The organism is Thermocrispum agreste DSM 44070 (genome assembly GCF_000427905.1).
Lineage (GTDB): Bacteria > Actinomycetota > Actinomycetes > Mycobacteriales > Pseudonocardiaceae > Thermocrispum > Thermocrispum agreste.
On sequence record NZ_KE386603.1, the window covers coordinates 58,303 to 82,860 of the forward strand.

Genomic DNA, 24,558 nt, shown 5'->3' on the forward strand with positions numbered 1-24,558 from the left:
GAGCACCCGCGCCAGACTGTCGCCGATGATCGTGGTGCGCAGGTGACCGACGTGCATCTCCTTGGCGATGTTCGGTGCGGAGTAGTCGATCACGACGCGCTGCCCCGCGGCCGGGGTGCCGACGCCGAGCCGGGGGTCGGCCAGGCGGGCGGCCACCTGCTCCCAGATGAGCCGATCCGGCACGGTGATGTTCAGAAAGCCCGGACCGGACACGTCGACGCGTTCGATACCCGCGTCGTCCGCGACCGCCGACGTGAGCGCCTGGGCCAGCTCGACCGGCTTGGTGCGGGCGCGCTTGGCCAGCGCGAGCGCCGCGTTCGACTGGAAGTCGGCGTGCTCGGATCGGCGCACCAACGGATCGGCCCCGGACAACTCCGGGTAGGCGTGGGCGATGGCTTCCGACACGCTGTCGGCGACCCGGCCGAGCAGCGGCGACACGTCGTGGTTGGCCACTGGAACACTCCTCCTTCGCGGTGTTCAGTGTCCCAGCCATCGGTCCCGTTCGACGCACGGGCTGCGCCGTCGCGACCCACGGGTCACACGGGCGCCTGCAGCGCGCGCACGACCGCCGAAGGGCTCGGACGACCGAGCCGCCCGGCGAGCCGAACGCTGGTCTCCACCAGCTTCTTCAGATCGATGCCCGTCCGGATTTCAGATCGATGCCCGTCCGGATGCCCAGCCCGTCCAGCTGCCAGGCGGCTTTCGCGGAACGCCGACCGCCGAAGTTCCCGTCCCGGGAAGGCATGGCGCAGCCACCCGGCTGACCTGCCGTGAGCCCGTTCCCGGCGACGGTTGGTTTTCGCCAGGCCGACCGGGTAGGGTCGGCGCCTGCGCCACATGCCGGTGGCATGGAGGCGCCGAACGAAAGGTTGCCGGCCCATTGCCCGAAGTCGCGCCTGGGGCGGTCAGCCGGGTGAGCGTGCGCCATGGATGAGCGCACCAGGTTGATCGCATGGCGACTCGAGCTGGCCGAGGTACACGGCCGGTTACGCGAGGCCGTGAAGGTCGTCCGGCGAGCACTCGACGGGGCCGCGGAGGCGCCCGGCGTCCACGCTGACGTCGCCCGTGACCTGCAGGTGTACTGCAGAGCGTTCTGCGCGGCTCTGGACGGCCACCACCGCGGCGAGACCGAGACGTTGTTTCCGCGCTTGCAGCGGCAACGGCCGGAGCTCGCCGACGCCATCGCCGCTTTGCTGCGGGACCACACGGCCATCGACGGCTTGCTGGCCGATCTGCGGAAGGCCTTGGACGAACGCGGCTCCGCACCTGCCGAGGTCGCCATGCACCTCGACGGCATCGAGGCGGTCATGGAGTCCCACTTCCGCTACGAGGAGAAGGTGCTGGCGGCCGCGCTCGACGAGCTGGCGGATCCGGGGCTCGACGTCCGGACTGCGCTCGGGCCGCTGGCGGAACCCTGACGGTGGGCGGCTCGCGTCGGCGGTGTCCACGGGCCGGGTGGGCTGCGCCGAGGAATCGGCAAGGTACGAGGCCCCACCCGGCCCGGCCGCGCGCGCCGCACGAGCGCTAGGCGTGGTGCACTGACCGGACTCGCACCAGCGTCGGGTCGTAGCTCTCGGCGATGGCGGCGGCATGGCCGATGTGTTCCCGGACATCCGGCCTGCGCAGCGCTTCGAGGTAAGCCTGCTCGCTGCTCCACTGCGCGTAGTTGATCACGCGGTTGCCGTCGAGGCTGGTGTGCAGGTTCGCCGAGATGAAGCCCGGCACGCCGGTGAAGACGTCTGCGGTGGCCTTGTCCAATGCGGCGAGCAGTTCTTCCTGCCGCTCTGGCGCCACGGTGAAGACGTTCACCAGGGTGACCTGCTCGCTGTCCTCCGTCACCGCGATCGTGCTCTGCGCGCCTGCCATGGTGCGACTCCCTTCTATGTCAGCATGTTGACATGCTCAGGTTATGTCAGAATGTTGACATGAGTCAAGTCGAGTTGGTCGGTCCGTTGGATCAAGCGGTGGGATACGCGTTGAAGCGGGCGGCCACCGCGCTGCGCTCGGCCATGGAGGCCGCGCTTCGGCCGCTCGATCTGACCGTGCCGCAGTACGCGTGCCTGGAGGTGCTTGCGCAGCGCCCGGGGTTGTCGAACGCCGAACTCGCGCGGGCCGTCTTCGTCACCCGGCAATCGATGAACCTGGTGCTGCGCGGGCTGGAAAAGCGTGGCCTGGTCACCAGGGCGGACAGTGCTCCGCACGGCCGCGCCCTGCCCACCGAGCTCACCGAGGCGGGACGGGAACGGCAGCGGGCGGCCAGCGCGGCCGTGCGGGCGGTGGAGAAGAAGATGCTGGCTTCGCTGCCCGAGAGCGAGCAGAGCCGTCTCCTCCGCGACTTGATCACCTGCGCAGAAGCGCTCGGTGACGTCAGAGGCTGACCGGCGTCACGACCAGCGGTTGCCCGCGATCACTTCGCCGAGGGCGGCCATGGCGTCGTGCAGTTGCGCGTCCGACAAGTACGGTGCCGGACCGAACCGCAAGTACGAGCCACGCGAATCGGTCAGCACCCCGCGCACGGCCAGCTCCCGCCGGATCCTGCTGGCGTGCGGGCTGCGCAATGCCAGGAATCCGCCGATCTGCTCGACGCCGACCGACCGGTCGCGGGTGATCACGGTGTCCGGCAGATCGAGTGCGTCGAACGCGTCGGCCAGCAGGCCCACCTGGTGCTGAGCCACCGTGCGCAAGAACGGATGCCGCAGACCGTGGTCCTCGCGGAACTGGAACACCCTGGCCGCGCGGTAGTGACTGGTCGGGTCGTAGGTCGAGCCGGCGAACCGGGCGCCGCCGGCGGGGTAGGCGGTGCGGTCCGGGCTCGGCTCGGCCGCCAGGTCGGCGAACTCCGCGAACCAGCCGGTGACCATCGGACGCAGCAGCTGCGCATGCGCGGGCAGCCGCAGGAAGCAATTGCCCTCGCCCAGCTGCAGGTACTTGTATCCGCCGCCGACCACCCACGCGTCGGTCAGTCCGAGCTCGGGCAATGACACCGGCACGACACCGAGCGCGTGGTAGACGTCCACGACAAGCTCGGCGCCGTGGCGCAGGCAGGCCGATGCGGTGGTGGCCAGGCCTGGCACGATCCGGCCCGTTTCGAACAACACCAGCGACACCAGCACCGCCGCAGTGTGGTCGTCCACCGCTTCCGCCAGCCGGTCGGCGAGCGATTCCACCGGGGTGGCGGGCACACGGACGACGTCGAACCCGGCCTCGGCCAGCCGTCCGAACTGCCGGCGAGCCGTGTGGAACTCGCCGTCCGTGGTGACCAAGCGGGGCCGATTCCGCAGATCCAGGGCCGACAGCAGGCGGATCAGCAGCTCGTGCGTGTTGGCGCCGAGGGCGATGTCTCCGCCGACGTCGTCGAGCAATGCGGCGAAGTGGGCCGCGACCGCCTCGGCCTTGGCGTGTGCGCGGTCCCACTTGGTGTCGACGTACTCGGCCGCGTCGGCGAACGCCTCTGCCTGCCCCTCCGCGGCGACATCCGGCCATGCCTGGTGCGAGTGACCGGTGAGCAGCAGCCGATCGGCCACCCGGAAGGCCGAGTAGTGCGGGGCCAGCGCATTCGGCGTGCGGCGGATGTCGGACAGGTGCAGACTCGTGGAAGCGTGCAGCGTCACAGCCGGTTCCTCACGGCCCACAGGTCCGGGAAGTGCGCCTTGTGCACGGTGGTGCGCAGGTAGGCCGCGCCCGCGGAGCCGCCCGTGCCCTTCTTCTCGCCGATGGTGCGCTCGACCATCTTCACGTGCCGGTAGCGCCACTCCTGGACGCCTTCGTCCAAGTCCACCAAGTGCTCGCACACGTTGGCAGGCACCTCGTCGTCGCGATAGACCTGCAGCAGCAGATCCTGCACTTCGGGCGACGGCTGGTACGGCTTCGTGATGTCGCGCTCCAGGATTTCGCGCGGTACCTGGTAGCCGTGCTTGACCAGGTAGTGCAGGAACGAGTCGTACAGCGAGCGCCTGGACATCCTGGCCGCGATCTTCTCCCTGGCCGCGGTGCCCTCCGGGTAGTGCAGGAACACGCTGTCGTCCCGCCTGCCGAGCACCGCCTCCAGCTCACGGAACTGGCCGGACTGGAATCCGCTGGACGCCTCCAGCCGGTCGCGGAAGCTGGTGAACTGACTCGGCGTCATCGTCTCCAGCACGTCGATCTGCGCCACGGTGACCTTGAGGATGGTCAGGATCCGGCGCAGCGTCCGGATGGCGTGCGACGAGTCCCCGGCCTCCAGCCTGACCTGCAGGTGGTCCAGCTCGTGCAGCAGCTGCTTGAACCACAGCTCGTAGACCTGGTGGATGACGATGAACAACATCTCGTCGTGCTCGTCGGAGCGTGGTCGCTGCGCGTTGAGCACCTCGTCCAGTGCCAGGTAGGACGAGTAGGTCAGAGCTGCGTGCTGTTTCGTCATGGGCGTGTCACCTCGTCGACGGACCGCTGCGGCGATCGGCCGGAAGCGGCGATGCTGTGGGTGGTACCGGCTTACCGGGGAGAGCAACCCTGCGTGATGTGGCAGGTCGCCCCAACAGCGCTCAGCAGTACTCCGAGAGGGACACCGAGTGCCGTCACGAGTGCCTGCCGATTGCCCTCGGTGACGGTAACGCCGATAGCGGCCTGTTGCGCCGCCCGCTTGAGTGTAACTTCCGTCACGCGTTCGTCGCCTGGTCGCCGACCTGGCCCTTCGCGCGCCGTTGCGGTGGCGCGGCCGTGACGCGAGATTCGGACTTCGCATCGCGGAAATGCCGCAGATTTTCCACTCGTGACCCGTTCAAGGCGTCAAGTCTTGACCTGATCGTGTGCCCTACGTAACTTTCGGTGGCGATCCATGCACGGGGTATCCACCGGCTCGGGAGGGGATTCATGACGCATCACGGACGTCGGAGACGCCTTGGCTTGGCCGTGTCCGCGGCGTTGGTGGCCGGGCTCGCGGTCGCCGCGCCGACCGGTGCCACGGCGGCACCCGCTGGTCCGCCGAAACCGACGCCCGCGCAGCGGGCCGAGGCCACGCTGGCCGGGATGACGTTGGAGGAGAAGGTCGGCCAGCTGTTCGTCACCGAGGTCTACGGCGGCGACGCGAACACCCCCGACCAGCGGAACGTCGACGCCTACGGCGTGGCGACCCCGGCCGAAGTGGTGCAGAAGTACCACCTGGGCGGTGTCATCTACTTCGCGTGGAGCAACCCGACCAACGACCTGAAGCAGATCGCCGAGCTGTCCAACGGGCTGCAGCGGGCCGCGGTCGGCTCAGGGGCCGAGGTGCCCCTGCTGATCGGCACCGATCAGGAGGGCGGGCTGGTCAGCCGCATGGGCCCGCCGTTCACCGCGATGCCGGGCAACATGGCGCTCGGCGCGGGCCGGAAGGCGTCGGCCACGCGCGCCGCCGCCAAGGTCATCGGCAAAGAGCTCAAGGCGCTCGGGGTGAACCAGAACTACGCCCCGGTCGCCGACGTCAACGTCAACCCGCTGAACCCGGTGATCGGTGTGCGGTCGTTCTCGTCCGACCCGCAGCTGACCGCCGAGCTGACCAAGGCCGCGGTGCAGGGCTACGAGCACGACGCGAAGATCTCGGCCACTCCGAAGCACTTCCCCGGTCACGGCGACACCGAGGTCGACAGTCACACCGGCATCCCGGTGATCGACCACACCCGCGAGGAATGGGAGCAGCTGGACCGTCCGCCGTTCGAGGCCGCGGTCAAGGCAGGCGTGGACACGATGATGACTGCGCACATCGTCGTGCCGGCGCTGGATCCGAGCGAGGACCCGGCGACGCTGAGCAAGCCGATCCTGACCGGCATCCTGCGCGAGGAACTGGGCTACGACGGCGTGGTGATCACCGACTCGCTGCGCATGGACGGCGTGCGGGAGAAGTACGGCGACGAGGAGATCCCGCTGCGCGCCCTGGAAGCGGGCGTCGACCAGCTGCTGATGCCCTTCGACATGGACTTGGCCTACAACTCCGTGCTGGACGCGGTGGCCTCCGGCCGGATCTCCGAGGAGCGCATCGACCAGAGCGTGCGTCGCATCCTCGAGCTGAAGTACGCCAAGGGCCTGGTCGACGATCCGTTCGTCGACCCGGGGAAGGTCGGCAAGTACGTCGGCAATCCGGCGCACCAGGCGACGGCCAAGCGGGTCACCGACCGGACGATCACGGTGATCACCAACGAGACCAAGACGCTCCCGTTGGCCAAGAGGTCCAGGAACGTGCTGGTGACCGGGTTCGGTGCGGAGTCGACGGCCAACCTGGCGAAGGAGTTCACCAAGCGGCGCGCGAAGGCCACGGCGCTGGAGACGGGGTCGCAGCCGACCGATGCGCAGATCGCCGAGGCGGTGGCGGCCGCGGAAGCCAACGACCTGGTCGTGGTGCTGACCATGAACGCCTCCGACCGAAAGGCGACCGACCCGGGGGGCAAGCAGGAGCAGCTGGTCAAGGCGCTGCTGGCGACCGGCAAGCCGGTCATCGTGGTGGCGGTGCGCAACCCGTACGACATCGCCTACTTCCCCGAGGCGCCGACGTATGTCGCCACCTACTCCTACAGCCCCGTGGTGATGCCGTCGCTGGCCCGCGTGCTGTTCGGCGAGGTGTCGCCAAAGGGGAAGTTGCCGGTGTCGATCCCCAGCGCGGAGGACCCGGAGGTCACGCTGTATCCGTTCGGGCACGGCCTGAAGTACTAGCGTCCGGACCGAGGGGGCCGATCCCGGCCGTGAGCTGCGGCTGTCGCCGGCCGCGGCCCGGATCGGGCGCTGCTCCGGGCAGGTGGTTGCGAGCCGCCGGATCATGTCACCGTTCTCCGGCGGGCGTGAGCTGGCTAGTCTGCCGATCATGTCATGGAGGGGACGCGTACTCGCGCTCGGAGCGGCCGGGCTGCTCCTTGCCGCGGGCTGCTCGAACACAGTGCAGGGCGATGCCGCCGCGGGCAGCCAGGAGACCAGCGCCGGGAAGCCGGTCGCCGGGCAGAGCGAGGGCTTGATCGCCGCTCTGGGTGCCGTGCGGTCGACGCGGGAGAGCCGAGTCGCCTTCACTTACGGCGACATCGCAGCCATCCGCGACCTCGTCGAGCAGGATCGGAGCCGGTTCGAGCCGCTGAGCGGCTGGGGATGGGATGCGCTGTGGATCGAGCGGGAGAACGTCAAGAAGGGCATCGACCTCGACATCGACGCGATGCAGGAAGCGTTCGTCGCGGGCCTGCCGCCCGACTGGGTCGGAGTGATCCGCGGTGACTACGACGTGACCGCGGTGGAGGCCAAGATCTCGGCGCGGGGAGCGACGCCGAAGAAGGACGGCGAGGCCACCACGTGGGTTGTCGACGCGTCCCAGGGGATCGATTACGACGGCCCGTTCTCCGACGTGGTCCACACCAACGAGTTCAACGTCACCCGGACTGCCCCGGGTTCGTTCGCCTACTCCTCAGGTGCCGCGGCCATGGAGTGGGTGGCGGCTACGCAGGGCGAGACGCTGGCCGACGATCCGGTCACGATGGCCGCCGCCAACTGCCTGGGTGACGTCGTCGCGGCGGAGTTGTATCGGCCGGGGGACGGTCCGGACGTGGTCTACGCCGTCGGGGTACAGGTTGCCGCGCCGGACGACGTCACCGAGGTCGTGTGCATGGCTCCGGCTGACGGCAACGCGGAGCAACTGCGGAAGACATTCGAGCAGAGGCTGCCGGACGCGGTCGGGCCGGAGTTCGATGCGCTCCGCGGGGCCGAGGCCGTCGTGGATGGGGCAGTGGTGCGCGTGCAGGCTCCGGCACGGAAGGACCGGCCGGTGAGCGATGTTCGCAACTTCACCACGGTCCGCTCCCTGCCCGACCTGATGAGCGAGTAGGGATCGGAAGGCCGCGGCGCGGGCGCTTCGCGTGGACCGCAGCGACGCAGGCACGACGGCGCGGTGCGGACGGGCTGCCCGGCTGTGTTGGATGCAGCGACCGGACGCCGCCGAGAGCAGGAACGCGCCGCGACTGAACGTGTCAAACAGCCCGGAAACCCGCCTGGCCCACTTTGACGCCGTGTCGCGGTGAGGCCAGGGAGACGGGCCGTATTGCCCTGGCACGCGCTGGGACCAGGCCGTGCTCGGAGTGCGGCCGGGCGCGTGGGCGGCCCGACTGGTACCGGAGTGTGCGTGGATGGCGCAGGGTGCGGCATGCGATCGGTGGTGGGAACGACCGCTGGTGGGGTCGGGAGTCGCGGTGCGGCCGGGCAGCGCGCGGGTGCGGTGCGACCGGGCGTGGGATGAGCATGTCGGCTGGGAGTGCCCTGTGAGGACAGGGCGCGCGGGTGCGGTGCGACCGGGTGTGGGCGGCTGTGTGCCAGTCGGGAGTGCGTGGTGTGGCGGCGCAGGGTGCCCATGCGATCGGTGGTGGGGAGGACCGTTGGTGGGGTCGAGAGTCGCGGTGCGGCCGGACGGCACGGGGTGTGCGCTGCGGGCGGGCGCGGGATGACCGTGCCGTCGTATCTGGGGGTACCCGTGAGGTCAGGGGGCGCGGGAGGCACGGCGCGACTGGGCGGGCGGGTCGGGAATGTGTGGCGGGTGCGCGGGATGCGCCGGGACATCGGGCGCGGGGTGACCTTTCCGGGATGCGCCGGGGCATCGGGCCCGGGATGACCGTGCCAGGAAGCGTCGTCAGGCCCGGCGCCCCGGCATGGCCGCCATGCCGGCTTTACCAGGGCACGTCCGGCGAGCGGTGGAAGGCGATGCCCAGCGCCTCCAGCCGCGGGCCGTGCTTGGCCAGCCGCTTGCGGAAGTCCTGCCAGTTGCGGTCCTTCTGCGGCGTCCAGCCGACCTCGGCGATGGCCGCCAGCCGGGGGAAGGCCTGCCGCTCGATGTCGGCCTCGGTCTCCACCAGCTCGGTCCACAGCGGCGCCTCCACCCCGAGGATCGCCTGCTCGCCCACGCCCGCCAGGTAGCGGGCCGGATCCCAGTCGTAGGCGGTCTGCACGCTGACCGGGCCGGCCCACTTGTTGCCCCGGGCATCCGACTCGAAGTACTTCATGTCGATGTAGGTCTTGTCCGCGGGCGACATCACCACCCGGTTGCCGGAGCGGGCGGCGGCTGCCGTGGCGGCGTGGGCACGCTCGAGCCGCCAGTACTGCACCACGGCCTCCTTCGGCAGGTCCGCCTCGGCGTACTCGTGCCAGCCGATGGGCCGCTTGCCCGCCTCCAGCACCATCGGAAGGACCTCGCCGATGAACCGGCGGTAGGCCTGCGGCTTGGTCGACTGCGCCTCGTCCCCGCCGATGTGCAGGTACGGACCCGGAGTCAGCTCGGCGACCTCCTCGATGACGTCCCGCACGAACTCGTAGGTTTTCGGCTTCTCCACGCACAGCGTGGAAAACCCGACCTGCGTGCCGGTGTACGGCGAGCGCGCCTTGCCGTCGCAGCTCAGCTCCGGGTAGGCCGCCAACGCCGCCTGGGTGTGACCGGGCATGTCGAACTCGGGCACGATGGTCACCCCGCGCCGCTGGGCGTAGCGGACGATCGACGTGTAGTCGCGCTGGCTGAACCAGCCGCCTCGCCCGCCGCCGACCTGGGTGCGGCCGCCCACCCTGGTCAGGTTCGGCCACTTGCGGATCTCCAGCCGCCAGCCTTGGTCGTCGGACAGGTGCAGGTGCAGATGATTGATCTTGTAGCGGGCGATCCGGTCGATGTGCCGTTTCACCGTCTCGGCGTCGAAGAAGTGGCGGGCGACGTCGAGCATCGTCCCGCGATAGCGGAAGCGCGGGTAGTCGGTGATCACTCCGCCTGCGATCACCAGATCGCCACGCGGACGCTTCCCGGCGACGACTTCAGGCGGGAGCAGCTGCAGCAACGTCTGCACACCGTTGAGCAGGCCCGCCCGGTCCGCTCCGGTCAGCGTCACGCGAGTGCGAGTCACCTCGAGCCGGTACCCCTGCGGCGGAAGATCACCCGAATCGGCGAGTTCGAGCGCGATCACCTGCCCGCGCGGGGTGTCCGGCAGCTCGTACCGGGTGGATCGGCGCAGCGTCTCGCGCAACAGCCCGGCGGCGTCGGAGGCCGCCCGAGCAGCCCGCGGCTCCTCCGGCGCGACGATCGCGGTGGTTTCGTCCAGTGGGAAGTTCTGCTGCGGTGCCTGTTCCACCCGCACCGGCGCGGGGATGACGTCAGTCAACTGGGGATTCCCTTTCGGCAACGTCACGGGAGCAGGAGCCCGCGACGACGTCATCGCAGGCGGCGCGGGTGATGGCGGCGTCGGCTGGGCGGGCGGTTCGCTCGTCGGGGTACACGCGGTGAGCAAAACCGCTCCGACCAGCGAGCAACCTAGCGCTCGGGCCCGGCGTCTACGCACAGAATGCTTGCCGCGAGGATGCACCCGTCCAGCACAACACGACAGCAATTCGCCCCGTGTGCCGGGGTGGCGATCGCGGTACCCGACATACTGGAGTTCCGCGCTCGGACGACGGAGGGAGGGCCGATGTTCACCGACCTGGCCGGCTCCTTGCTGTCGTTCGCCAAACAGCTGTTCGGCCCCGGCATCTGCCCGGGCGAGTGGGTGTGGGCCACGATGACCGCCGGGGCGCTCATCGCACTGCTGCCGGTGCTGGCCTCGGTGATCGTCGCGCTGGTCCGCAAAGTGACCGGCAACGTCTACAACACCGCGACCATCGCCACGTTCGCCACCGTCGGCGGTGTCTTCGTGCTGGTCCTGCCGTGGATGCTGATGATGGGCGCCTCGGAGGTGTACCACGCGGCGTTCACCGGTGGCGGTCCCGGGCGCACCGGGTTGACGTTCGCCGACCTGGAGTCGCTGCGCACCACGGAGTGCGAGCTGGTCGGCAACCAGCGCAAGCACCTCGGCGGCGGCCAGAACGTCTTCGAGGTGGTCTTCTACCCGAAGAGCTCGCTGTCGTACTGGCTCTACCTGATCGCGCTGGTGGGCCTGCCCCTGCTGGTCGGGTTCTTCGTCATGCTGCAGGCGCGGATGGCGATGCGGCGCGGGCCGCACTGGCCCGCCCGCCTGCTGTGGGGGCCGTTCGTGGCCCTGGCGCTGCTGAGCATGCCGGTCAGCGCCAACACCGCCATGTACCTGTGGATCGGTTTCCTGCCGATCTCGGTGCTCGGCCTGGTGCCGCTGGCGATGATCGGGCCGCCCAGCTGGCAGGCCATCCGCCGGGCTGACCAGAAGGCCGCCTTGGCCGCGGCACCGCCCTCCCCACCGCCCTACCGGCCGGAGCCCGCACCTCCGCCACCGCCGCCACCACCCCCGCCGAAGCAGTACGCGCCCACCGCGCTCGCGCCCCAGCCGGAGCCGGGCAGCCCGGGTGGTCCGGTCCCGGCGATGGCCGCGGCCGCCGCGCCGTTGCCGAGGAAGCACGGCAGGTACCGCAGGGTGCGCAAGCTCGGCCACGGCGGCATGGGCACCGTCTGGGAGGCGATCGACACCCAGCTGGACCGCCGGGTGGCGCTGAAGATCGCGCACGCCCCGGACCCGGACACCGAGCAGCGCATGCAGCGCGAGGCCAAGGCACTGGCCCAGATCAACCACCCCAATTGCGTCAAGGTCTACGACCTGGTGGAGGAAGAGGACGGCCTGGCGCTGGTGATGGAGTACCTGGAGGGCGAGGCGCTGGCGTTCGCGGTCGACCGCAACGGCCCGATCGACGACGTCGCCGCCGCCCGGCTCTGGTCGACCATGGCCTCGGCGCTGCTGGCCGCGCACGAGCGGGGCGTGTTGCACCGGGACGTGAAGCCGTCCAACGTGATCATCGACCCCGCGGGTACGCCGCACCTGATCGACTTCGGCATCGCGCGCAGCAAGGACGACGCGAAGATGACGGCCACCGGGATGATGATCGGCACCCCGGACTACACCGCGCCGGAAACGGCGAACGGTGCGCCGGCCACGCCCGCGTCGGACGCCTGGCAGCTGGCCGCGACAGTCAGCTACGCGCTGACCGGCCACCCACCGCGCGGGGTGAAGGAGAACCCGATGGCCGCGCTGATCGCGGCATCCCGGGCTGAGCCGCCGAGCCACCTGCCCGAGCGCAGCGTGCACATCCGGTTGCTCCGCGCCTCGCTCGACGCCCAGCCGCGCAACCGCCCGACGCTGCAGACCGTGGTGCGCGAGGTGAATGGCTGGCTGGCCAAGGTCGGGGAGTCCCGCGAGGGCCCGGTGACGCGGATGATGCCGCGGGCCTGAGCCACGCTGGTCGCGCTGCTGCCAGGGGGCGGATGCTGCTGGCGCTCGGAATTCACGCGGGGTCGTGCTGCCGGTCGTGCCGGGCGAGGCAGGTGCTGCCGGGGCCTGCTGAACCACACGATGCCGTGCTGGTGGCGGATCTCGCGGTGCGTGGGCTGTTGCTGGTTGGTCGGCTGGTGCGTTGGTTGGCCTGGTCTTGTCGGGTGGGTTGCGGGGGCTGGTCGGCCGGGTTTGTGGGTGGTCTGGGCAAGCGTGCTGTTTTGCTGGTCGAGGCGGTGCTGTGCTGGTGGCGGATCTCGCGGTGTGTGGGCTGTTGCTGGTTGGTCGGCTGGTGCGTTGGTTGGCCCGGCCGTGTCAGGCAGGTCGTGAGGCTGCTGGTCGACCGAGCTACGAGCGCCGCGCGCGGGCTGGCCGATGCCGCTGAGCCAGGCCCCGTGACAGTCCGGAAGCGCCCGTGCCCGCAGGACGACCGGCCGTCGCCGCATGCGGGCTGTGCTCGCCTGGCACGGCACAGTCGAGTCCGACCGCTGCCCGCAGGCTCGGTGCGTCATGACGGTACTACCTGGTCCGGTACGGCTACCAGGTGCCGCGCGAGATCCTGGAGCGCGACGTCGCCCTACGGCGCCTGCCGCTCAGGTCAGCTCGGCGAAGCGTTCGGTGTCTTTCGCCTTGCCCGCCACGATCAGCAGGTCGCCCGGCCGCACCATGGTCTCCGCCGTGGCGTAGGTGAACCCTTCCCCGCGCCGCTTGATGCTCACCACCGTGATGCCGTACTTGCTGCGCAGCTGCGACTCACCGAGCGTGCGGCCGACCGCTTCCCGCGGCGCCAGGGTCTTGACCATGGCGTAGTCGTCCTCGAACTCGATGTAGTCCAGCATCCGGCCCATCACCAGGTGGGCCACCCGCTCGCCCATGTCGTGCTCGGGCAGTACCACGTGGTGCGCCCCGACCCGCTCCAGGATCTTGGCGTGCTGGCGGGACAGCGCTTTCGCCCAGATCTTCTTGACTCCGAAGTCCGACAGGATCGACGTGGTCAGGATGCTCGCCTCGAGGTCGGCTCCGATCGCCACCACCGCGCGCGGGTACTCGTGCACGTTCAGCTGGCGCAGCGCCTCCTCGTCGGTGCTGTCCACCACGGCGACGTGCGTCAGGTCGTCGGCCCACGCGTTCACCAGCTTCTCGTTGCGGTCCAGGCCGAGCACCTCGGTGTTGCCGCTCACCAGCTCCAGCGCCAGCGAGCTGCCGAACCGGCCGAGGCCGATGACGACCGCGCGATTGTCCGAGTGTTCCTTCTTAGCCAACGATCGGTCGCTCCTCCGGTAGTTCGTAGCGGCGCCTGCGTTCGCGCAGCGCCAGTGCGGTGGCCGTGGTGATCGGTCCGATCCTGCCGATGAACATCAGCCCGGCGAAGATCAGCGCGCCGGCGACCGGCAGGTGCTGGGTCAGCCCGGTGGACAGTCCCACGGTCCCGAACGCGGAAATCACCTCGAACAACACCTGCTCCAGCCGGTGGTCGGTCAATGCCAGGACGACCATCGTCGTCGTCATCACCAGTCCGACACCGAGCAGCGCCACTGTCAAGGCCTGCCGCTGCACCATCGGCGACAGCCGCCGCCCCATCACGTGCACAGTCGGTTCGCCCCGGATCTCGGCCCAGATGACGAACGCCAGCAGCGCGAACGTGGTGACCTTGATGCCGCCCGCGGTGCTGGCGCTGCCGCCGCCGATGAACATCAGCACGTCGTACAGCAGCAGCGACTCGGAGGTCATGTCGCTGACATGGACGGTGGTCAGCCCGATGGAGCGGGGGACGACGGACCCGAACAACGCCGTCACGATCTTCTCGCCGACCCCCATCGGGCCGAGCGTGAGCGGGTTGTTCCACTCGGCGATCAGCAGGAACACGAACCCGACCACCAGCAGGATGGCCGAGGTGAGCAGGGTGATCTTGGTGTGCAGCGACCAGCGTCGCGGGTGACGAGCCCGCCTGCCCAGCTCGAACAGCACCGGGAAGCCGATCCCGGCGATGATTCCCACCACGGCGATCGGAATACCCATCCAGGCGTCGCCCGCGTACCTGGTGAGGCTGTCGGAGTGCAGGGAGAACCCGCCGCCGGTGAACGTCGAGACGCTGTGGAAGACACCGGAGTACAGCGCCCTGCCGAACGGCACGTGGTAGCCGATCATTAGCCGCGCGGTCAGGATCACCGCCAGTGCGGCCTCGATGACCGCGCAGATGATCACCACCCGCCGCACGATCAGCCGCACGTCGCCGAAGCCGATGCCGCGCATCTCCGCCTGCATGGTCATCTGCATCCGCAGGCTGAACCTGCGGGCCACCAGCAGCCCGAGCACCGAGGCGATGGTCACGATGCCGATGCCACCGATCTGCATCAGCACCAGCAGCACCACGTGACCGAACTCCGACCAGTAGAACTCGGTGTCCACCACGGTCAGCCCGGTCACGCAGACCGCCGAGGTCGAGGTGAACAACGCGGTGACGAAGTCGGTGGACTCACCGCTGGCGGTGGCCACGGGCAGCATCAGCACCAGCGTGCCGAACAGGATGAAACCAGCGAAAAGACTCAGTACCGCGCGGGTGGGGTGACCACCGCCCGGCATCAACGTGCCCAACGCTCGGCGCGCGGCCGCGGCCCGCGTCAGCGGACGTGGAGGAGGATCCTCCGGCGCGTCCTCGATCACGTCAGCAGCTTACTTCCATGACGGCAACCACAGCTCGGCTTCCCAGTGCGCGTGGGTGATCGATTCGCCGTTGAGGATCGGCCACAGCCAGACGAAGTTCGCCACCACCAACCCCACGTACAGCGACACCGCCAGCAGCCCGGTGCCCCGGCGTTCCAGCCCGGCGCTGGCGCTGCCCAGCACCTGGCCGAGCACCAGCGTCAGCGCCAGCACCAGGAACGGGGCCATCGGGGTGGCGTAGAAGAAGTACATCTGCCGGTCCACGTCCCGGAACCAGGGCAGGTAACCGGCGAAGTAGCCGGTGAGCACCATCGCGTAGCGCCAGTCCAGCCGGAAGACCGCGCGCCACAGACCCCACAGCAGCACCGGCACGGCCAGCCACCACATGGCCGGGGTGCCGATCAGCATGGTCGCTCGGACGCACTCGTCGCGGCCGCAGCCCGCGGCCTCCGGGCCGTTGCTCCAGTAGTAGAGCATCGGCCGCAACCCCATCGGCCAGGTCCACGGCTTGGATTCCCACGGGTGCGGGTCACCCTCCGGGGTGTGCAACCCGGCGTGGAAGTCCAGCACGTTGACGTGATACGCCAGGAAGGACCGCACCGTGTCGGGCAGCAGCCCGGCCAGCACGCCGCCCTGCCCGGTGATCTCGACGTAGTGGCGGTCGGTGGCGGTCTCGCTGGCGAACCACGCCCACCAAGTGGCGACGTAGACCGCCACGGCCAACACGCCGACGGTCGCCACGGCGGGGAACAGGTCGCGGCGCAGCACTCCGCGGAGCGGGCGCTCGACCCCGGCGGTGCGTCGCGCGCTCCAGTCCATCGCCAGGATGAGCAACCCGAAGGCCACCACGAAGTACAGGCCGGACCACTTCACCCCGCAGGCCAGGCCGAGCAGCACGCCGGCGCCGACTCGCCACCACCGGTAGCCGAGCCGCGGTCCGTACGAGTCGTCGCCGATCCAGCCCTTGCGGACCGCTTCGGCGAGCCGTTCGCGCACCTGTTCGCGGTCCATCACCACGCAGCCGAACGCGGCCACCACGAACACGGTGAGGAAAATGTCCAGCATCCCCATGCGCGACTGGACGTGCAGCACGCCGTCGCAGATGAGCAACACCCCGGCGATCGCGCCGAGCAGCGTGGACCTGGTCAGCCGGCGCGCGATGCGGACGACCAGCAGCACCAGCACGATGCCGGAGATCGCGGCGGTGAACCGCCATCCCCAGCCGTTGTAGCCGAACAGCCACTCGCCGATGGCGATCAGCTGTTTGCCCACCGGCGGGTGCACGACGAGTTCGTAGCCGTAGTTGTCCTCGTAACCGCCGTTGCGCAGCATCTGCCACGCCTGTGGCACGTAGTGCTTCTCGTCGAACACCGGGGTGCCGTGGTCGGTGGGCCAGCCAAGGTTCCACAGGCGCACCACGGCCGCGAGCGCGGTGACGACCGCGGTGACGATCCACGAGCGGGCACGGTCCGCCGGCAGCGGACGCCCGCGCAGCGCCAGCTCGACGTCGGAGGGAGGACGGCCACCACCGAAGCCGGGGTAGCTGGCTCGGAGGTCGTCCGGCAGAACCGCGGTCACGGGGCACCATGGTAGGTCCAGGAACGTGAGGGCCGTGTGCCGTTGGATCGGCGCCACAGCGGCTGGCGGCGGCCCGACACCCCGGTTCGGCGGGCGCGGCCGATTTAGGATCGCCGGGTGACTGGAGTCTTGCTGCTCGCCGCGACCCCGCTCGGGGACAGCCGGGACGCCTCGGACCGTCTTAAGGAAGCGCTGGCCACCGCCGACGTGATCGCCGCCGAGGACACCCGCCGCACCCGTGCGCTGGCCGCTGCGCTCGGCATCCGGCCGTCCGGGCGCATGGTCAGCTTCTACGACGCGGTCGAGCAGGCGAAGGTCCCCGCACTGGTGGATGCCGTCCGCGCCGGCGAGACGGTCCTGCTGGTCACCGACGCGGGCATGCCGAGCGTCTCCGATCCCGGGTTTTCCCTGGTCGACGCCTGTGTGCAGGCGGGACTGCCGATGACGTGCCTGCCCGGGCCGTCCGCGGTGACCACGGCGCTGGCGCTGTCCGGTCTGCCCGCCGACCGGTTCTGCTTCGAAGGCTTCGTGCCGCGCAAGGAAGGAGCCCGCCGGGCCTTCCTCACGGCGCTGGCCGACGAGCCCCGCACGGCGGTGTTCTTCGAAGCCCCGCACCGGCTTGCCCGCACGCTGGCCGAAGCCGTGGCGGTGCTGGGCGGCGGCCGGCGCGCTGCGGTGTGCCGGGAGCTCACCAAGCGATACGAGGAGGTCCGGCGCGGCACGCTCGCCGAACTGGCCGAATGGGCCGCGGAAGGCGTCAAGGGCGAGATCACCGTGGTGCTGGCGCCGGCCGAAAAGACGCTCGTCACGGTCGAGGAGCTGGTGTCCCGCGTCGAGGCCGAGGCCGCGGGCGGACAGCGGCTGAAGGACGTGGTCGCCTCGGTGGCCCAGCGTGCCGGTGTCTCCGCACGTGACCTCTACAACGCGGTGCTCGCCGCACGGAAGCGGGCGGGCGGCTAGCGCGCCTCCTGGGCCTCCAGTTCGCAGGCCTGCTCGGGAGTCGGGTGGTGCGGCTCTTCGGGATCACGTGGCAGCGTCTCGGGCGCGGGCAACCACACCACGGCGGCCAGCAACGTCAGGGCGCCGGTCAGCCCGAACGCCCACCCGTAGGTACTGCCTTCGGCGATCAGCCCGGCCACGTACGGCCCGATGATGGCGCCGACGTCGGCGGCCATCTGGAACGTGGCCAGCACCGGCCCGCCGCGGCCCTTGGAGCCCACGATGTCGGCGACCGCGGCCTGGTTCGGCGGGGTGAGCACGCCGGTTCCGATCCCGGCCACCGCGCTGGCCAGCAGCATCTCCACCACCGAGGTGGTCAGCCCGAGCCACACGGTGCCCGCGCTCGCGACCACCAGGCCGGCCAGGATCAGCGGCTTGCGCCCGATCCGGTCGGCCAGCCGCCCGGTGGGCAGCAGCGCGAGCACGTTCACCGCCGCGTAGACGCCGAAGGCGATCCCGGACAGCTCTTCCCTTTCGTGCAGCACCTGGACGATGAACAGCGGCAGCAGCGCCACCCGGACGCCGAAGACGAACCAGCCGAACGCGAAGTTGGTCAGCAGGGACGCCCGGTAGGCGTGGTTGCGCAGGGCCTGGCCGATGGTGACCGCCGGGGCGGTCTCCGCGTCGACCCTGCCGATCAGCGTCGACTTCCGCAGCAACAGCCAGACCAGGAACGTGGCCACCACCAACAGCGCCGCGTAGATCAGGAACGGCGCACGCAGCGAGATCGTCATCAGCCCGCTGCCGCCCAGCGGCCCGACCACGTTCCCGGTGAGGAAACCGGCCCCGAACAGGCCCGATGCCCGGCCGCGCAGCGGCGGCGGGGTCAGGTGGATCAGCAGCGCGACCGCGGAGACGGTGAACATGGTCGACCCGATGCCGCCCAGCCCGCGGAAGACGACCAGCTGGGTGTAGGTCTGGGCGAATCCGGCGGCGCCGGTAGAGACCGCCACGATGATCAGGCCCCACAGGTAGACCTTGCGCTCGCCCAGCTTGGTGATGAGCGGGCCGGTGGCCGGGGCGAACACCAGGCGCGCGCCCGCGAAGGCGCTGACCACCAGCGAAGCGGCCGAGATGCCGACGTCGAAGCTCTTGGCGAAGACCGGGATGGCCGGCGCAACCAATCCGAACCCGGCGGCGATCAGCACGTTCGCGGAGACCAGCACCCACACTTCGCGTGGCAGCGCCCGGTAGCCGAGCTGCGGTTGCGTTGTCGTCGACACTGACCCTCCTTGGTTAGCAACGCTAACCGAAGCCAACATCGGGTCCGCAACCGAAATTCCCGGCATCCCGGGCCAGAACGGACTCCAGCGGCGCGGCCTTGTGCAGACACTCCTGCCACTCCAGCTCCGGGTCCGACGACGCGGTGATACCGCCGCCGACGCCGAGCTCGACCACCCCCGAGCACAGCTCGAAGGTGCGGATGGCGACGTTGAGCTCGAGCCCGGCCACCGGGGAGACCATGCCGACGGCGCCGCAGTAGACCCCGCGCGGGGCGATCTCGAGGTCGGCGATCACCTCGAGCGCGCGGAGCTTCGGTGCCCCGGTGACCGATCCGGGCGGGAACGCCGCACGCAGCAGATCGGCGTCGGTGCAGCCCTCGCGCACCGTGGCACGCACGGTCGACTCGAGGTGCCAGACCCCGGGAGCCGGGCGGACCCGCAGCAGCTCCGGCACGGTGACCGAGCCGACCACGGCGACCCGCCCCAGGTCGTTGCGCACCAGGTCGGTGATCATCACGTTCTCCGCGACGTCCTTGACCGACCGGCGCAGCTTCCCGGCGTTGGCGTCGTCGGCGGGGCCGCGCCTGGGCAAGGTGCCCTTGATCGGGGTCGAGTGCACGGTGCGGCCGCGCCGGGACAGGAACAGTTCCGGGGACAGCGAGACGACCGCACCCCAGTCCCCGGACAGCAGGGCGGCCCGCCGTGGCCGCAGCGCGGTCACCCCGGCGGCGAAGAGTTCCGCGGGCCGTCCGTCGAACGTGCCGGTGAACCGGGTGCAAATGTTCGCCTGATACAGCTCGCCCGCGCTGATCGCTTCCAGGCACGCGCGCACCGCCTTGGCGTGCGTGGCTTCATCCGGGCGCCGCAGCACGGCTGGGGTCCAGCCGGTCGGCGCCGGGGCCGGCCCGGTGAGCAGGGCGGTGAATTCCGCGGCGAGTTCGGCCGTGTCGTCTCGGCCGAGGGATTCCAGCCACCAGCAGCCGTCGGCGTCCAGCCGCAGGACGTGGTCGGCCCACCCCCAGGCCGCCGCCGGGAGCCTTCCCCGAGCTCCCGGCGGGGCCGCGAGATCATAGCCAAGATAGCCGAGCCAGCCCCCGCCGACCGCGCCTTTTTCCCTCGCCGGAGCGACGTGCGGGACGCGGGCCGGGACCTCGTACGCATCGTGCGAACCGGCTGGTGCAAGCCGCACCGAGGGAGCCAGCACCGCCCGCGAACCGAACCAGACGCCGGTCAGCGCCGCCGGAGGGGGCAGGCCGCGGCGCCGGGCCCTGGCGTCGAGCAACGCCACGACCTGGTCCACGGAAGCGGAGACATCGAGCCGAACGCAATCCAGCCGCACCGCCTCATACTGCAGCGCGGCACGGTCGGCGGAGAAGACCGGAATTGCCTCGGGCGGGCCCGCCTGCACCCGGCGCGGCCCCCGGCGCGATGGACGCTGACCAGTGCGAACTCGTTTCTCGCCGACCCGTAGGCTAGACAAACATGAGCACCCCGATCCTGACCGCGGTGGCCTGGCCCTATGCCAACGGCCCCCGCCACATTGGCCATGTCTCCGGTATCGGCGTTCCTTCCGACGTGTTCGCGCGATACCAGCGAATGGCGGGCAATCGGGTGCTGATGGTCTCCGGCTCCGACGAGCACGGCACGCCCATCCTGGTGCAGGCGGAAAAGGAAGGGCTCACCCCGCAGCAGACCGTCGACAAGTACCACCGGATCATCGTCGACGACCTGCAAGGCCTCGGCGTGACCTACGACCTCTACACCAGGACCACGACGGGCAATCACGCCAAGGTGGTGCAGGAGCTGTTCCTGGCGATGCACCGCAACGGCTACGTCATCCCGCAGCGCACGCGCGGGGCGATCAGCCCGTCCACCGGCCGCACGCTGCCCGACCGCTACGTCGAGGGCACCTGCCCGATCTGCGGTTACGACGGCGCGCGCGGCGACCAGTGCGACAACTGCGGCAACCAGCTGGACGCGGCGGAACTGATCAACCCGAGAAGCCGGATCAACGGTGAGAAGCCCGAGTTCATCGAGACCGAGCACCTGTTCCTGGACCTGCCCGCGTTCACCGAGACGCTGGGCAAGTGGCTGGCAGGCAAGACCGACTGGCGGCCCAACGTCGTCAACTTCACTCGCAACCTGATCGACGACATGCGGCCCCGGCCGATCACCCGCGACCTGGACTGGGGGGTGCGGATCCCGCTGGACGGGTGGCGCGACCAGCCCCTCAAGCGCTTCTACGTGTGGTTCGACGCGGTGATCGGGTACTTCTCCGCTTCGGTGGAGTGGGCACGCCGCAGCGGCGACCCGGAGGCCTGGCGGGCCTGGTGGAACGACCCGGCCGCGCAGTGCGTGTACTTCATGGGCAAGGACAACATCACCTTCCACGCCCAGATCTGGCCCGCGCTGCTGCTCGGCCACAACGGCGCAGGCGACAAGGGCGGCACGCCCGGCCCGTTCGGCGAGCTGAACCTGCCCACCGAGATCGCGTCGTCGGAGTACCTGACGATGAGCGGGTCGAAGTTCTCCACCTCCCGCGGCACGGTCATCTACCTGCACGAATTCCTCGCCGAGTTCGGGCCGGACACGCTGCGGTACTTCATCTCCGCGGCCGGGCCGGAGACCCAGGACGTGGACTTCACCTGGGAGGAGTTCGTCCGCCGGGTGAACTTCGAGCTGGCCAACGAGTGGGGCAACCTGGTCAACCGGGCGCTGTCCATGGCGTACAAGAACAACGGCGCCATCCCGCGCCCCGGCACGCCGACCGAGGCCGACGAGCAGCTCAAGGCTCAGGCCCGCGCGGCGTTCGACACCGTGGGCGATGCGCTGGCCCGCTCGCGCTTCCGGGCGGGCATCTCCGAGGCGATGCGGGTGGTCTCGGCGGCCAACAAGTATCTGTCCGAGCAGCAGCCGTGGAAGCTCGGGGACGACCCGGAGCGACGGGACACCGTGCTGCACACCGCACTGCAGGTGGTTCAGGACGCCAACACCCTGCTCACGCCGTTCCTGCCGCACGCGGCGCAGAAGGTGCACGAGGCGCTGGGCGGCACCGGCGTGTGGGCGGCCCAGCCCGAGGTCCGCGAGGTGGAGGACCTGGACGTGCCCGGCAAGATCAACCCGATCATCACCGGTGACTACGGCGCCGAGCAGGCGCGCTGGGAGTCCCGGCCGATCGAGGTGGGCCGCCCGCTGAGCAAGCCCAAGCCGCTGTTCGCCAAGCTCGACCCGAAGCTGGCGGAGACCGGGCCGGACTTCGCGCCGATCAAGTGAGCCGGACCGAACGCCCACCGCTGCCGGAGCGGCTGCCCGTTCCGGCCGTGGACGCACACACCCACCTGGACGCCTGCGGGGCGAGGACGGCCGACGACGTGACCGACATGCTCGGCCGCGCCGAGGCGGCCGGGGTGACTCGCGCGGTGACCGTCGCGGACGACCTGGCCTCGGCGCGGTGGGCGGTCGAGGCGGCCACCTGGGACGACCGGCTGTATGCGGCCGTCGCCATCCACCCGACCCGCACCAGCACGTTCGGGGAGAAGGAGCAGGCCGAGATCGAACGCCTCGCCAAGCATCCGAGGGTGGTCGCCGTCGGCGAGACCGGCCTGGACTACTACTGGGACTTCTCGCCGCCGCGCGCCCAGCAGGAGGCGTTCCGCTGGCACATCGACCTGGCCAAGCGGATCGGCAAGCCGCTGATGATCCACGACCGCGAGGCACACGACGACGTGCTGCGGATCCTTGCCGAGGAAGGCCCACCCGAAACGGTGATCTTCCACTGCTTCTCCGGTGACGAAGATGTCGCGCGCCGGTGTCTGGACGCCGGCTACGTGCTCTCGTTCGCCGGACCGGTGACCTTCCGCAACGCGGGAGCGCTCCGGGACGCGGCGAAGCTGGCTCCGCTCGGCCAATTCGTGGTGGAGACGGACGCGCCGTTCCTGACGCCGCATCCTTTCCGAGGTAGGCCCAACGAACCGTACTGCGTCGCCTACACCCTGCGCGGCCTCGCCGAGCTGCGCGGGGACGATCTGGCCGAGCTGGCCGCCGCGACCACGGACGCGGCCGAGCGGGTGTTCCGACTCCGTTCGGTCACGGCCAGATGAACAATGTGTGATGTCGGTTCGGGCAGACTGCTCCAGTCGAGTGGGTGTGAAAAGCGCCTATTACTCCGAGGGGTGTTTGCACTCGGAGGTTGCGTCCGTTATTGTCCCGTGACCGTACGACTCTCGGAGGACACGCCGACGTGACCTCCACCGGCGCGGGTCGCTTTTCCCCCGGAGTGGCTCGCACCGGCTGAGCAAGACCCTTACCCCGAAAGGGCAGTACCCCGTGACCGACGATGAGTGGCGCCCCGGCCCGCGTACGTCGAACATCGCAGTAGCGTCGCGCACAGCGCTCGCCGAGCGGCCGTCGCCCGGCCAGTCCGGGCAGCCGTACGGCCACGGTTACTACGGCAGCCAGCCCGGCAAGCCCGGCTTCGCCGGCTTCGACGAGGCGGCTTGCCTGGCCGAGCTGGAGCGTGAGCTGGACAGCTCGCTGTTCTCCCCGGAACCGTCGATCACCGAGCAGGACGTGTACGCCACGCTCGGCCCGCAGGCCGGCGAGATGCTGCGCACCCTGGACATCGACGTCGACGAGCTGATCCGGCTGATCAACGCCGAGACCACCCTGCTGCCGCCGATCGAGGAGGTCGACGCCGCTTCCGATGCGGAGCAGGCGGCCGAGCAGCCGGAGCAGCAAAAGGTCACCCCCGCCCAGAAGTGGAAGCATCGCTTCCTCAAGGGCGCGGTGATGGCGGTGCTGATGTCGCTGGCCGGCGGTGGCGTGGCGCTGGCGATGAACAAGAGCGTCACGATCAACATCGACGGCAAAGAGCGCGTCGTCAGCACGTTCGGCACCACGGTCGGCGACGTGCTGGAGGACGCGGGCATCAAGGTCGGCCCGCATGACGCGCTGTCGCTGGCCCCGCACGCCGAGATCGGCGACAACGGGGTCATCAAGCTGGAACGGGGCCGTCTGCTGACGGTCATCCAGGACGGTGAGCAGCAGCAGACCTGGGTGCGCGCCACCAAGGTGCGCGACGCCCTGGTGCAGCTGGGCAAGAGCAACCTGGTCGCGCAGGGTGCGTGGATCTCCGCGCCGCAGGACGGCGACGTGCCGTTGAAGGGCATGATCCTGGAGATCAAGACCCTGAAGAAGATCAAGCTCGTCGACGGTGGCGAGAAGCCGCAGACCGTGCAGACGCACGCGGTCACCGTCGAGGAGTTCCTCAAGGCCAAGGGCATCAAGCTCGGCCCGAAGGACAAGGTCGAGGACGGCCTGAGCCGCAAGCTCAAAGACGGCTCGTCGGTCTACATCACCCGCACCGGCACGTTCACCATCCAGGTCAAGGAGCCGATCGAGCCGCCGGTCAAGGAGATCAAGGACAACACGCTCGAGGCGGGCAAGACCAAGGTCGTCGAGGAGGGCAGGGCAGGCCTCGCCCTGGTCACCTACAAGGTGACCAAGAAGAACAACGTGGAGATCGCCCGCAAGGAGATCGACAAGAAGATCCTGCGCGAAGCCAAGGAGCGGGTGGTCAGGGTCGGCACCAAGATCGACGACGCGAGCGTCTGGGATCGGCTGGCCCAGTGCGAATCCGGCGGCAACTGGACGATCAACACCGGCAACGGCTACTACGGCGGCCTGCAGTTCAACAAGGGCACCTGGGACGCCTACGGCGGCGGTGCCTACGCGGAGTACCCGCACCAGGCCACCCGGGAGCAGCAGATCGCGGTGGCGACCAAGCTGCGCGACGCCAACGGTGGTTACGGCGCCTGGCCGCACTGCTCGGCGAAGCTGGGCCTGCCGCGCTGACCGTCCGGCCGCATGCCGGGCGTCCTGCCGTGCTCTCCGGCGTACGGTGCCGATGCCCCAGC

Annotated in this window: 19 protein-coding genes; 9 read left to right on the top strand and 10 right to left on the bottom strand. The window is 70.0% G+C overall.

The annotated features are described in order from the left end of the window. The coding region (argS, locus tag YWY_RS0110515; protein ID WP_028847560.1) for an arginine--tRNA ligase domain-containing protein at positions 1 to 453 on the bottom strand (453 nt) is incomplete at its 3' end. A 473-nt stretch (positions 454 to 926) separates the two neighbouring features. Here argS and YWY_RS0110520 point away from each other — a divergent pair. Next, positions 927 to 1,418, top strand: a complete 492-nt coding sequence (locus tag YWY_RS0110520) for a hemerythrin domain-containing protein (RefSeq protein WP_028847561.1) — start codon at positions 927 to 929, stop codon at positions 1,416 to 1,418. A 106-nt stretch (positions 1,419 to 1,524) separates the two neighbouring features. On the opposite strand, the gene YWY_RS0110525 is transcribed toward YWY_RS0110520, so the two are convergent. Then, on the bottom strand, positions 1,525 to 1,866 hold the full coding sequence (locus YWY_RS0110525) for an antibiotic biosynthesis monooxygenase family protein (RefSeq protein WP_051310147.1): 342 nt from the start codon (positions 1,864 to 1,866) through the stop codon (positions 1,525 to 1,527). Between the two features lie 59 nt (positions 1,867 to 1,925). Here YWY_RS0110525 and YWY_RS0110530 point away from each other — a divergent pair, with 59 nt between their 5' ends. Continuing rightward, positions 1,926 to 2,378 carry a MarR family winged helix-turn-helix transcriptional regulator gene (locus tag YWY_RS0110530; RefSeq protein ID WP_028847563.1) on the top strand — a complete coding sequence of 151 codons (453 nt, stop codon included), beginning with the start codon at positions 1,926 to 1,928 and terminating at the stop codon, positions 2,376 to 2,378. Between the two features lie 6 nt (positions 2,379 to 2,384). Here the strand turns inward: YWY_RS0110530 and YWY_RS0110535 are convergent, their stop codons facing one another. Beyond that, a complete protein-coding gene (locus tag YWY_RS0110535) occupies positions 2,385 to 3,611 on the bottom strand; it encodes an aminotransferase class V-fold PLP-dependent enzyme (protein WP_245566636.1) in 1,227 nt (408 codons plus the stop codon). Then, entirely contained in the window at positions 3,608 to 4,399 is a 792-nt protein-coding gene (locus tag YWY_RS0110540) for a tryptophan 2,3-dioxygenase (protein WP_028847565.1), read from the bottom strand. Before YWY_RS0110540 ends, YWY_RS0110535 begins: the two co-directional genes overlap by 4 nt. Before the next feature lie 449 nt (positions 4,400 to 4,848). On the opposite strand from YWY_RS0110540, the gene YWY_RS0110545 reads away from it, so the two are divergent. Then, positions 4,849 to 6,660: a glycoside hydrolase family 3 protein gene (locus YWY_RS0110545; protein WP_028847566.1), complete on the top strand. Its 1,812-nt coding sequence runs from the start codon at positions 4,849 to 4,851 to the stop codon at positions 6,658 to 6,660. Positions 6,661 to 6,808: 148 nt separating this feature from the next. Then, positions 6,809 to 7,810 carry a hypothetical protein gene (locus YWY_RS0110550; RefSeq protein ID WP_156899196.1) on the top strand — a complete coding sequence of 334 codons (1,002 nt, stop codon included), beginning with the start codon at positions 6,809 to 6,811 and terminating at the stop codon, positions 7,808 to 7,810. An 832-nt stretch (positions 7,811 to 8,642) separates the two neighbouring features. On the opposite strand, the gene YWY_RS0110555 is transcribed toward YWY_RS0110550, so the two are convergent. Continuing rightward, positions 8,643 to 10,112: a beta-N-acetylhexosaminidase gene (locus YWY_RS0110555; RefSeq protein WP_245566637.1), complete on the bottom strand. Its 1,470-nt coding sequence runs from the start codon at positions 10,110 to 10,112 to the stop codon at positions 8,643 to 8,645. A 303-nt stretch (positions 10,113 to 10,415) separates the two neighbouring features. On the opposite strand from YWY_RS0110555, the gene YWY_RS0110560 reads away from it, so the two are divergent. Further along, on the top strand, positions 10,416 to 12,140 hold the full coding sequence (locus YWY_RS0110560; protein WP_028847569.1) for a serine/threonine-protein kinase: 1,725 nt from the start codon (positions 10,416 to 10,418) through the stop codon (positions 12,138 to 12,140). A gap of 632 nt (positions 12,141 to 12,772) precedes the next feature. Here YWY_RS0110560 and YWY_RS0110565 read toward each other — a convergent pair. From YWY_RS0110565 to YWY_RS0110575, 3 genes are read right to left on the bottom strand one after another with little or no spacing between them, the layout of a single operon-like run. Next, the gene (locus YWY_RS0110565; protein WP_028847570.1) at positions 12,773 to 13,441 is read right to left on the bottom strand and encodes a potassium channel family protein; all 669 of its coding nucleotides are present in this window, start codon (positions 13,439 to 13,441) and stop codon (positions 12,773 to 12,775) included. Next, positions 13,434 to 14,843, bottom strand: a complete 1,410-nt coding sequence (locus YWY_RS0110570) for a TrkH family potassium uptake protein (RefSeq protein WP_245566638.1) — start codon at positions 14,841 to 14,843, stop codon at positions 13,434 to 13,436. Before YWY_RS0110570 ends, YWY_RS0110565 begins: the two co-directional genes overlap by 8 nt. A 9-nt stretch (positions 14,844 to 14,852) precedes the next feature. After that, entirely contained in the window at positions 14,853 to 16,421 is a 1,569-nt protein-coding gene (locus YWY_RS0110575; RefSeq protein WP_028847572.1) for a dolichyl-phosphate-mannose--protein mannosyltransferase, read from the bottom strand. Positions 16,422 to 16,538: 117 nt separating this feature from the next. Between YWY_RS0110575 and rsmI the strand changes: the two genes are divergently transcribed. Continuing rightward, positions 16,539 to 17,381 (top strand): 16S rRNA (cytidine(1402)-2'-O)-methyltransferase, encoded by an 843-nt coding sequence (gene rsmI / locus YWY_RS0110580; RefSeq protein ID WP_038045000.1) that lies wholly within the window; start codon positions 16,539 to 16,541, stop codon positions 17,379 to 17,381. Here rsmI and YWY_RS0110585 read toward each other — a convergent pair. Next, positions 17,378 to 18,643, bottom strand: a complete 1,266-nt coding sequence (locus tag YWY_RS0110585) for an MFS transporter (protein WP_051310148.1) — start codon at positions 18,641 to 18,643, stop codon at positions 17,378 to 17,380. The genes rsmI and YWY_RS0110585 overlap by 4 nt on opposite strands. A gap of 22 nt (positions 18,644 to 18,665) precedes the next feature. Next, positions 18,666 to 19,982 carry an aminodeoxychorismate synthase component I gene (locus YWY_RS21440; protein ID WP_051310245.1) on the bottom strand — a complete coding sequence of 439 codons (1,317 nt, stop codon included), beginning with the start codon at positions 19,980 to 19,982 and terminating at the stop codon, positions 18,666 to 18,668. 143 nt (positions 19,983 to 20,125) lie between these two features. Here YWY_RS21440 and metG point away from each other — a divergent pair, with 143 nt between their 5' ends. The 3 genes from metG to YWY_RS0110605 all read left to right on the top strand — a co-directional run bounded on the left by metG (position 20,126) and on the right by YWY_RS0110605 (position 24,496). Further along, the gene (metG, locus tag YWY_RS0110595; protein ID WP_028847575.1) at positions 20,126 to 21,916 is read left to right on the top strand and encodes a methionine--tRNA ligase; all 1,791 of its coding nucleotides are present in this window, start codon (positions 20,126 to 20,128) and stop codon (positions 21,914 to 21,916) included. Next, positions 21,913 to 22,743, top strand: coding sequence for a TatD family hydrolase (locus YWY_RS0110600; RefSeq protein ID WP_028847576.1), 831 nt, complete (start codon positions 21,913 to 21,915; stop codon positions 22,741 to 22,743). Before metG ends, YWY_RS0110600 begins: the two co-directional genes overlap by 4 nt. Positions 22,744 to 22,969: 226 nt before the next feature. Then, positions 22,970 to 24,496: a resuscitation-promoting factor gene (locus YWY_RS0110605; protein ID WP_342665107.1), complete on the top strand. Its 1,527-nt coding sequence runs from the start codon at positions 22,970 to 22,972 to the stop codon at positions 24,494 to 24,496. The last annotated feature ends 62 nt before the right edge of the window (positions 24,497 to 24,558 follow it).

Bases quoted from the DNA above. Each gene is read 5' to 3' on its own strand.
- metG (WP_028847575.1), top strand. From the start codon at position 20,126: ATGAGCACCCCGATCCTGACCGCGGTGGCCTGGCCCTATGCCAACGGC.
- YWY_RS0110540 (WP_028847565.1), bottom strand. From the start codon at position 4,399: ATGACGAAACAGCACGCAGCTCTGACCTACTCGTCCTACCTGGCACTG.
- YWY_RS0110550 (WP_156899196.1), top strand. From the start codon at position 6,809: ATGTCATGGAGGGGACGCGTACTCGCGCTCGGAGCGGCCGGGCTGCTC.
- YWY_RS0110545 (WP_028847566.1), top strand. From the start codon at position 4,849: ATGACGCATCACGGACGTCGGAGACGCCTTGGCTTGGCCGTGTCCGCG.
- YWY_RS0110520 (WP_028847561.1), top strand. From the start codon at position 927: ATGGATGAGCGCACCAGGTTGATCGCATGGCGACTCGAGCTGGCCGAG.
- YWY_RS0110560 (WP_028847569.1), top strand. From the start codon at position 10,416: ATGTTCACCGACCTGGCCGGCTCCTTGCTGTCGTTCGCCAAACAGCTG.
- YWY_RS0110530 (WP_028847563.1), top strand. From the start codon at position 1,926: ATGAGTCAAGTCGAGTTGGTCGGTCCGTTGGATCAAGCGGTGGGATAC.
- YWY_RS0110525 (WP_051310147.1), bottom strand. From the start codon at position 1,866: ATGGCAGGCGCGCAGAGCACGATCGCGGTGACGGAGGACAGCGAGCAG.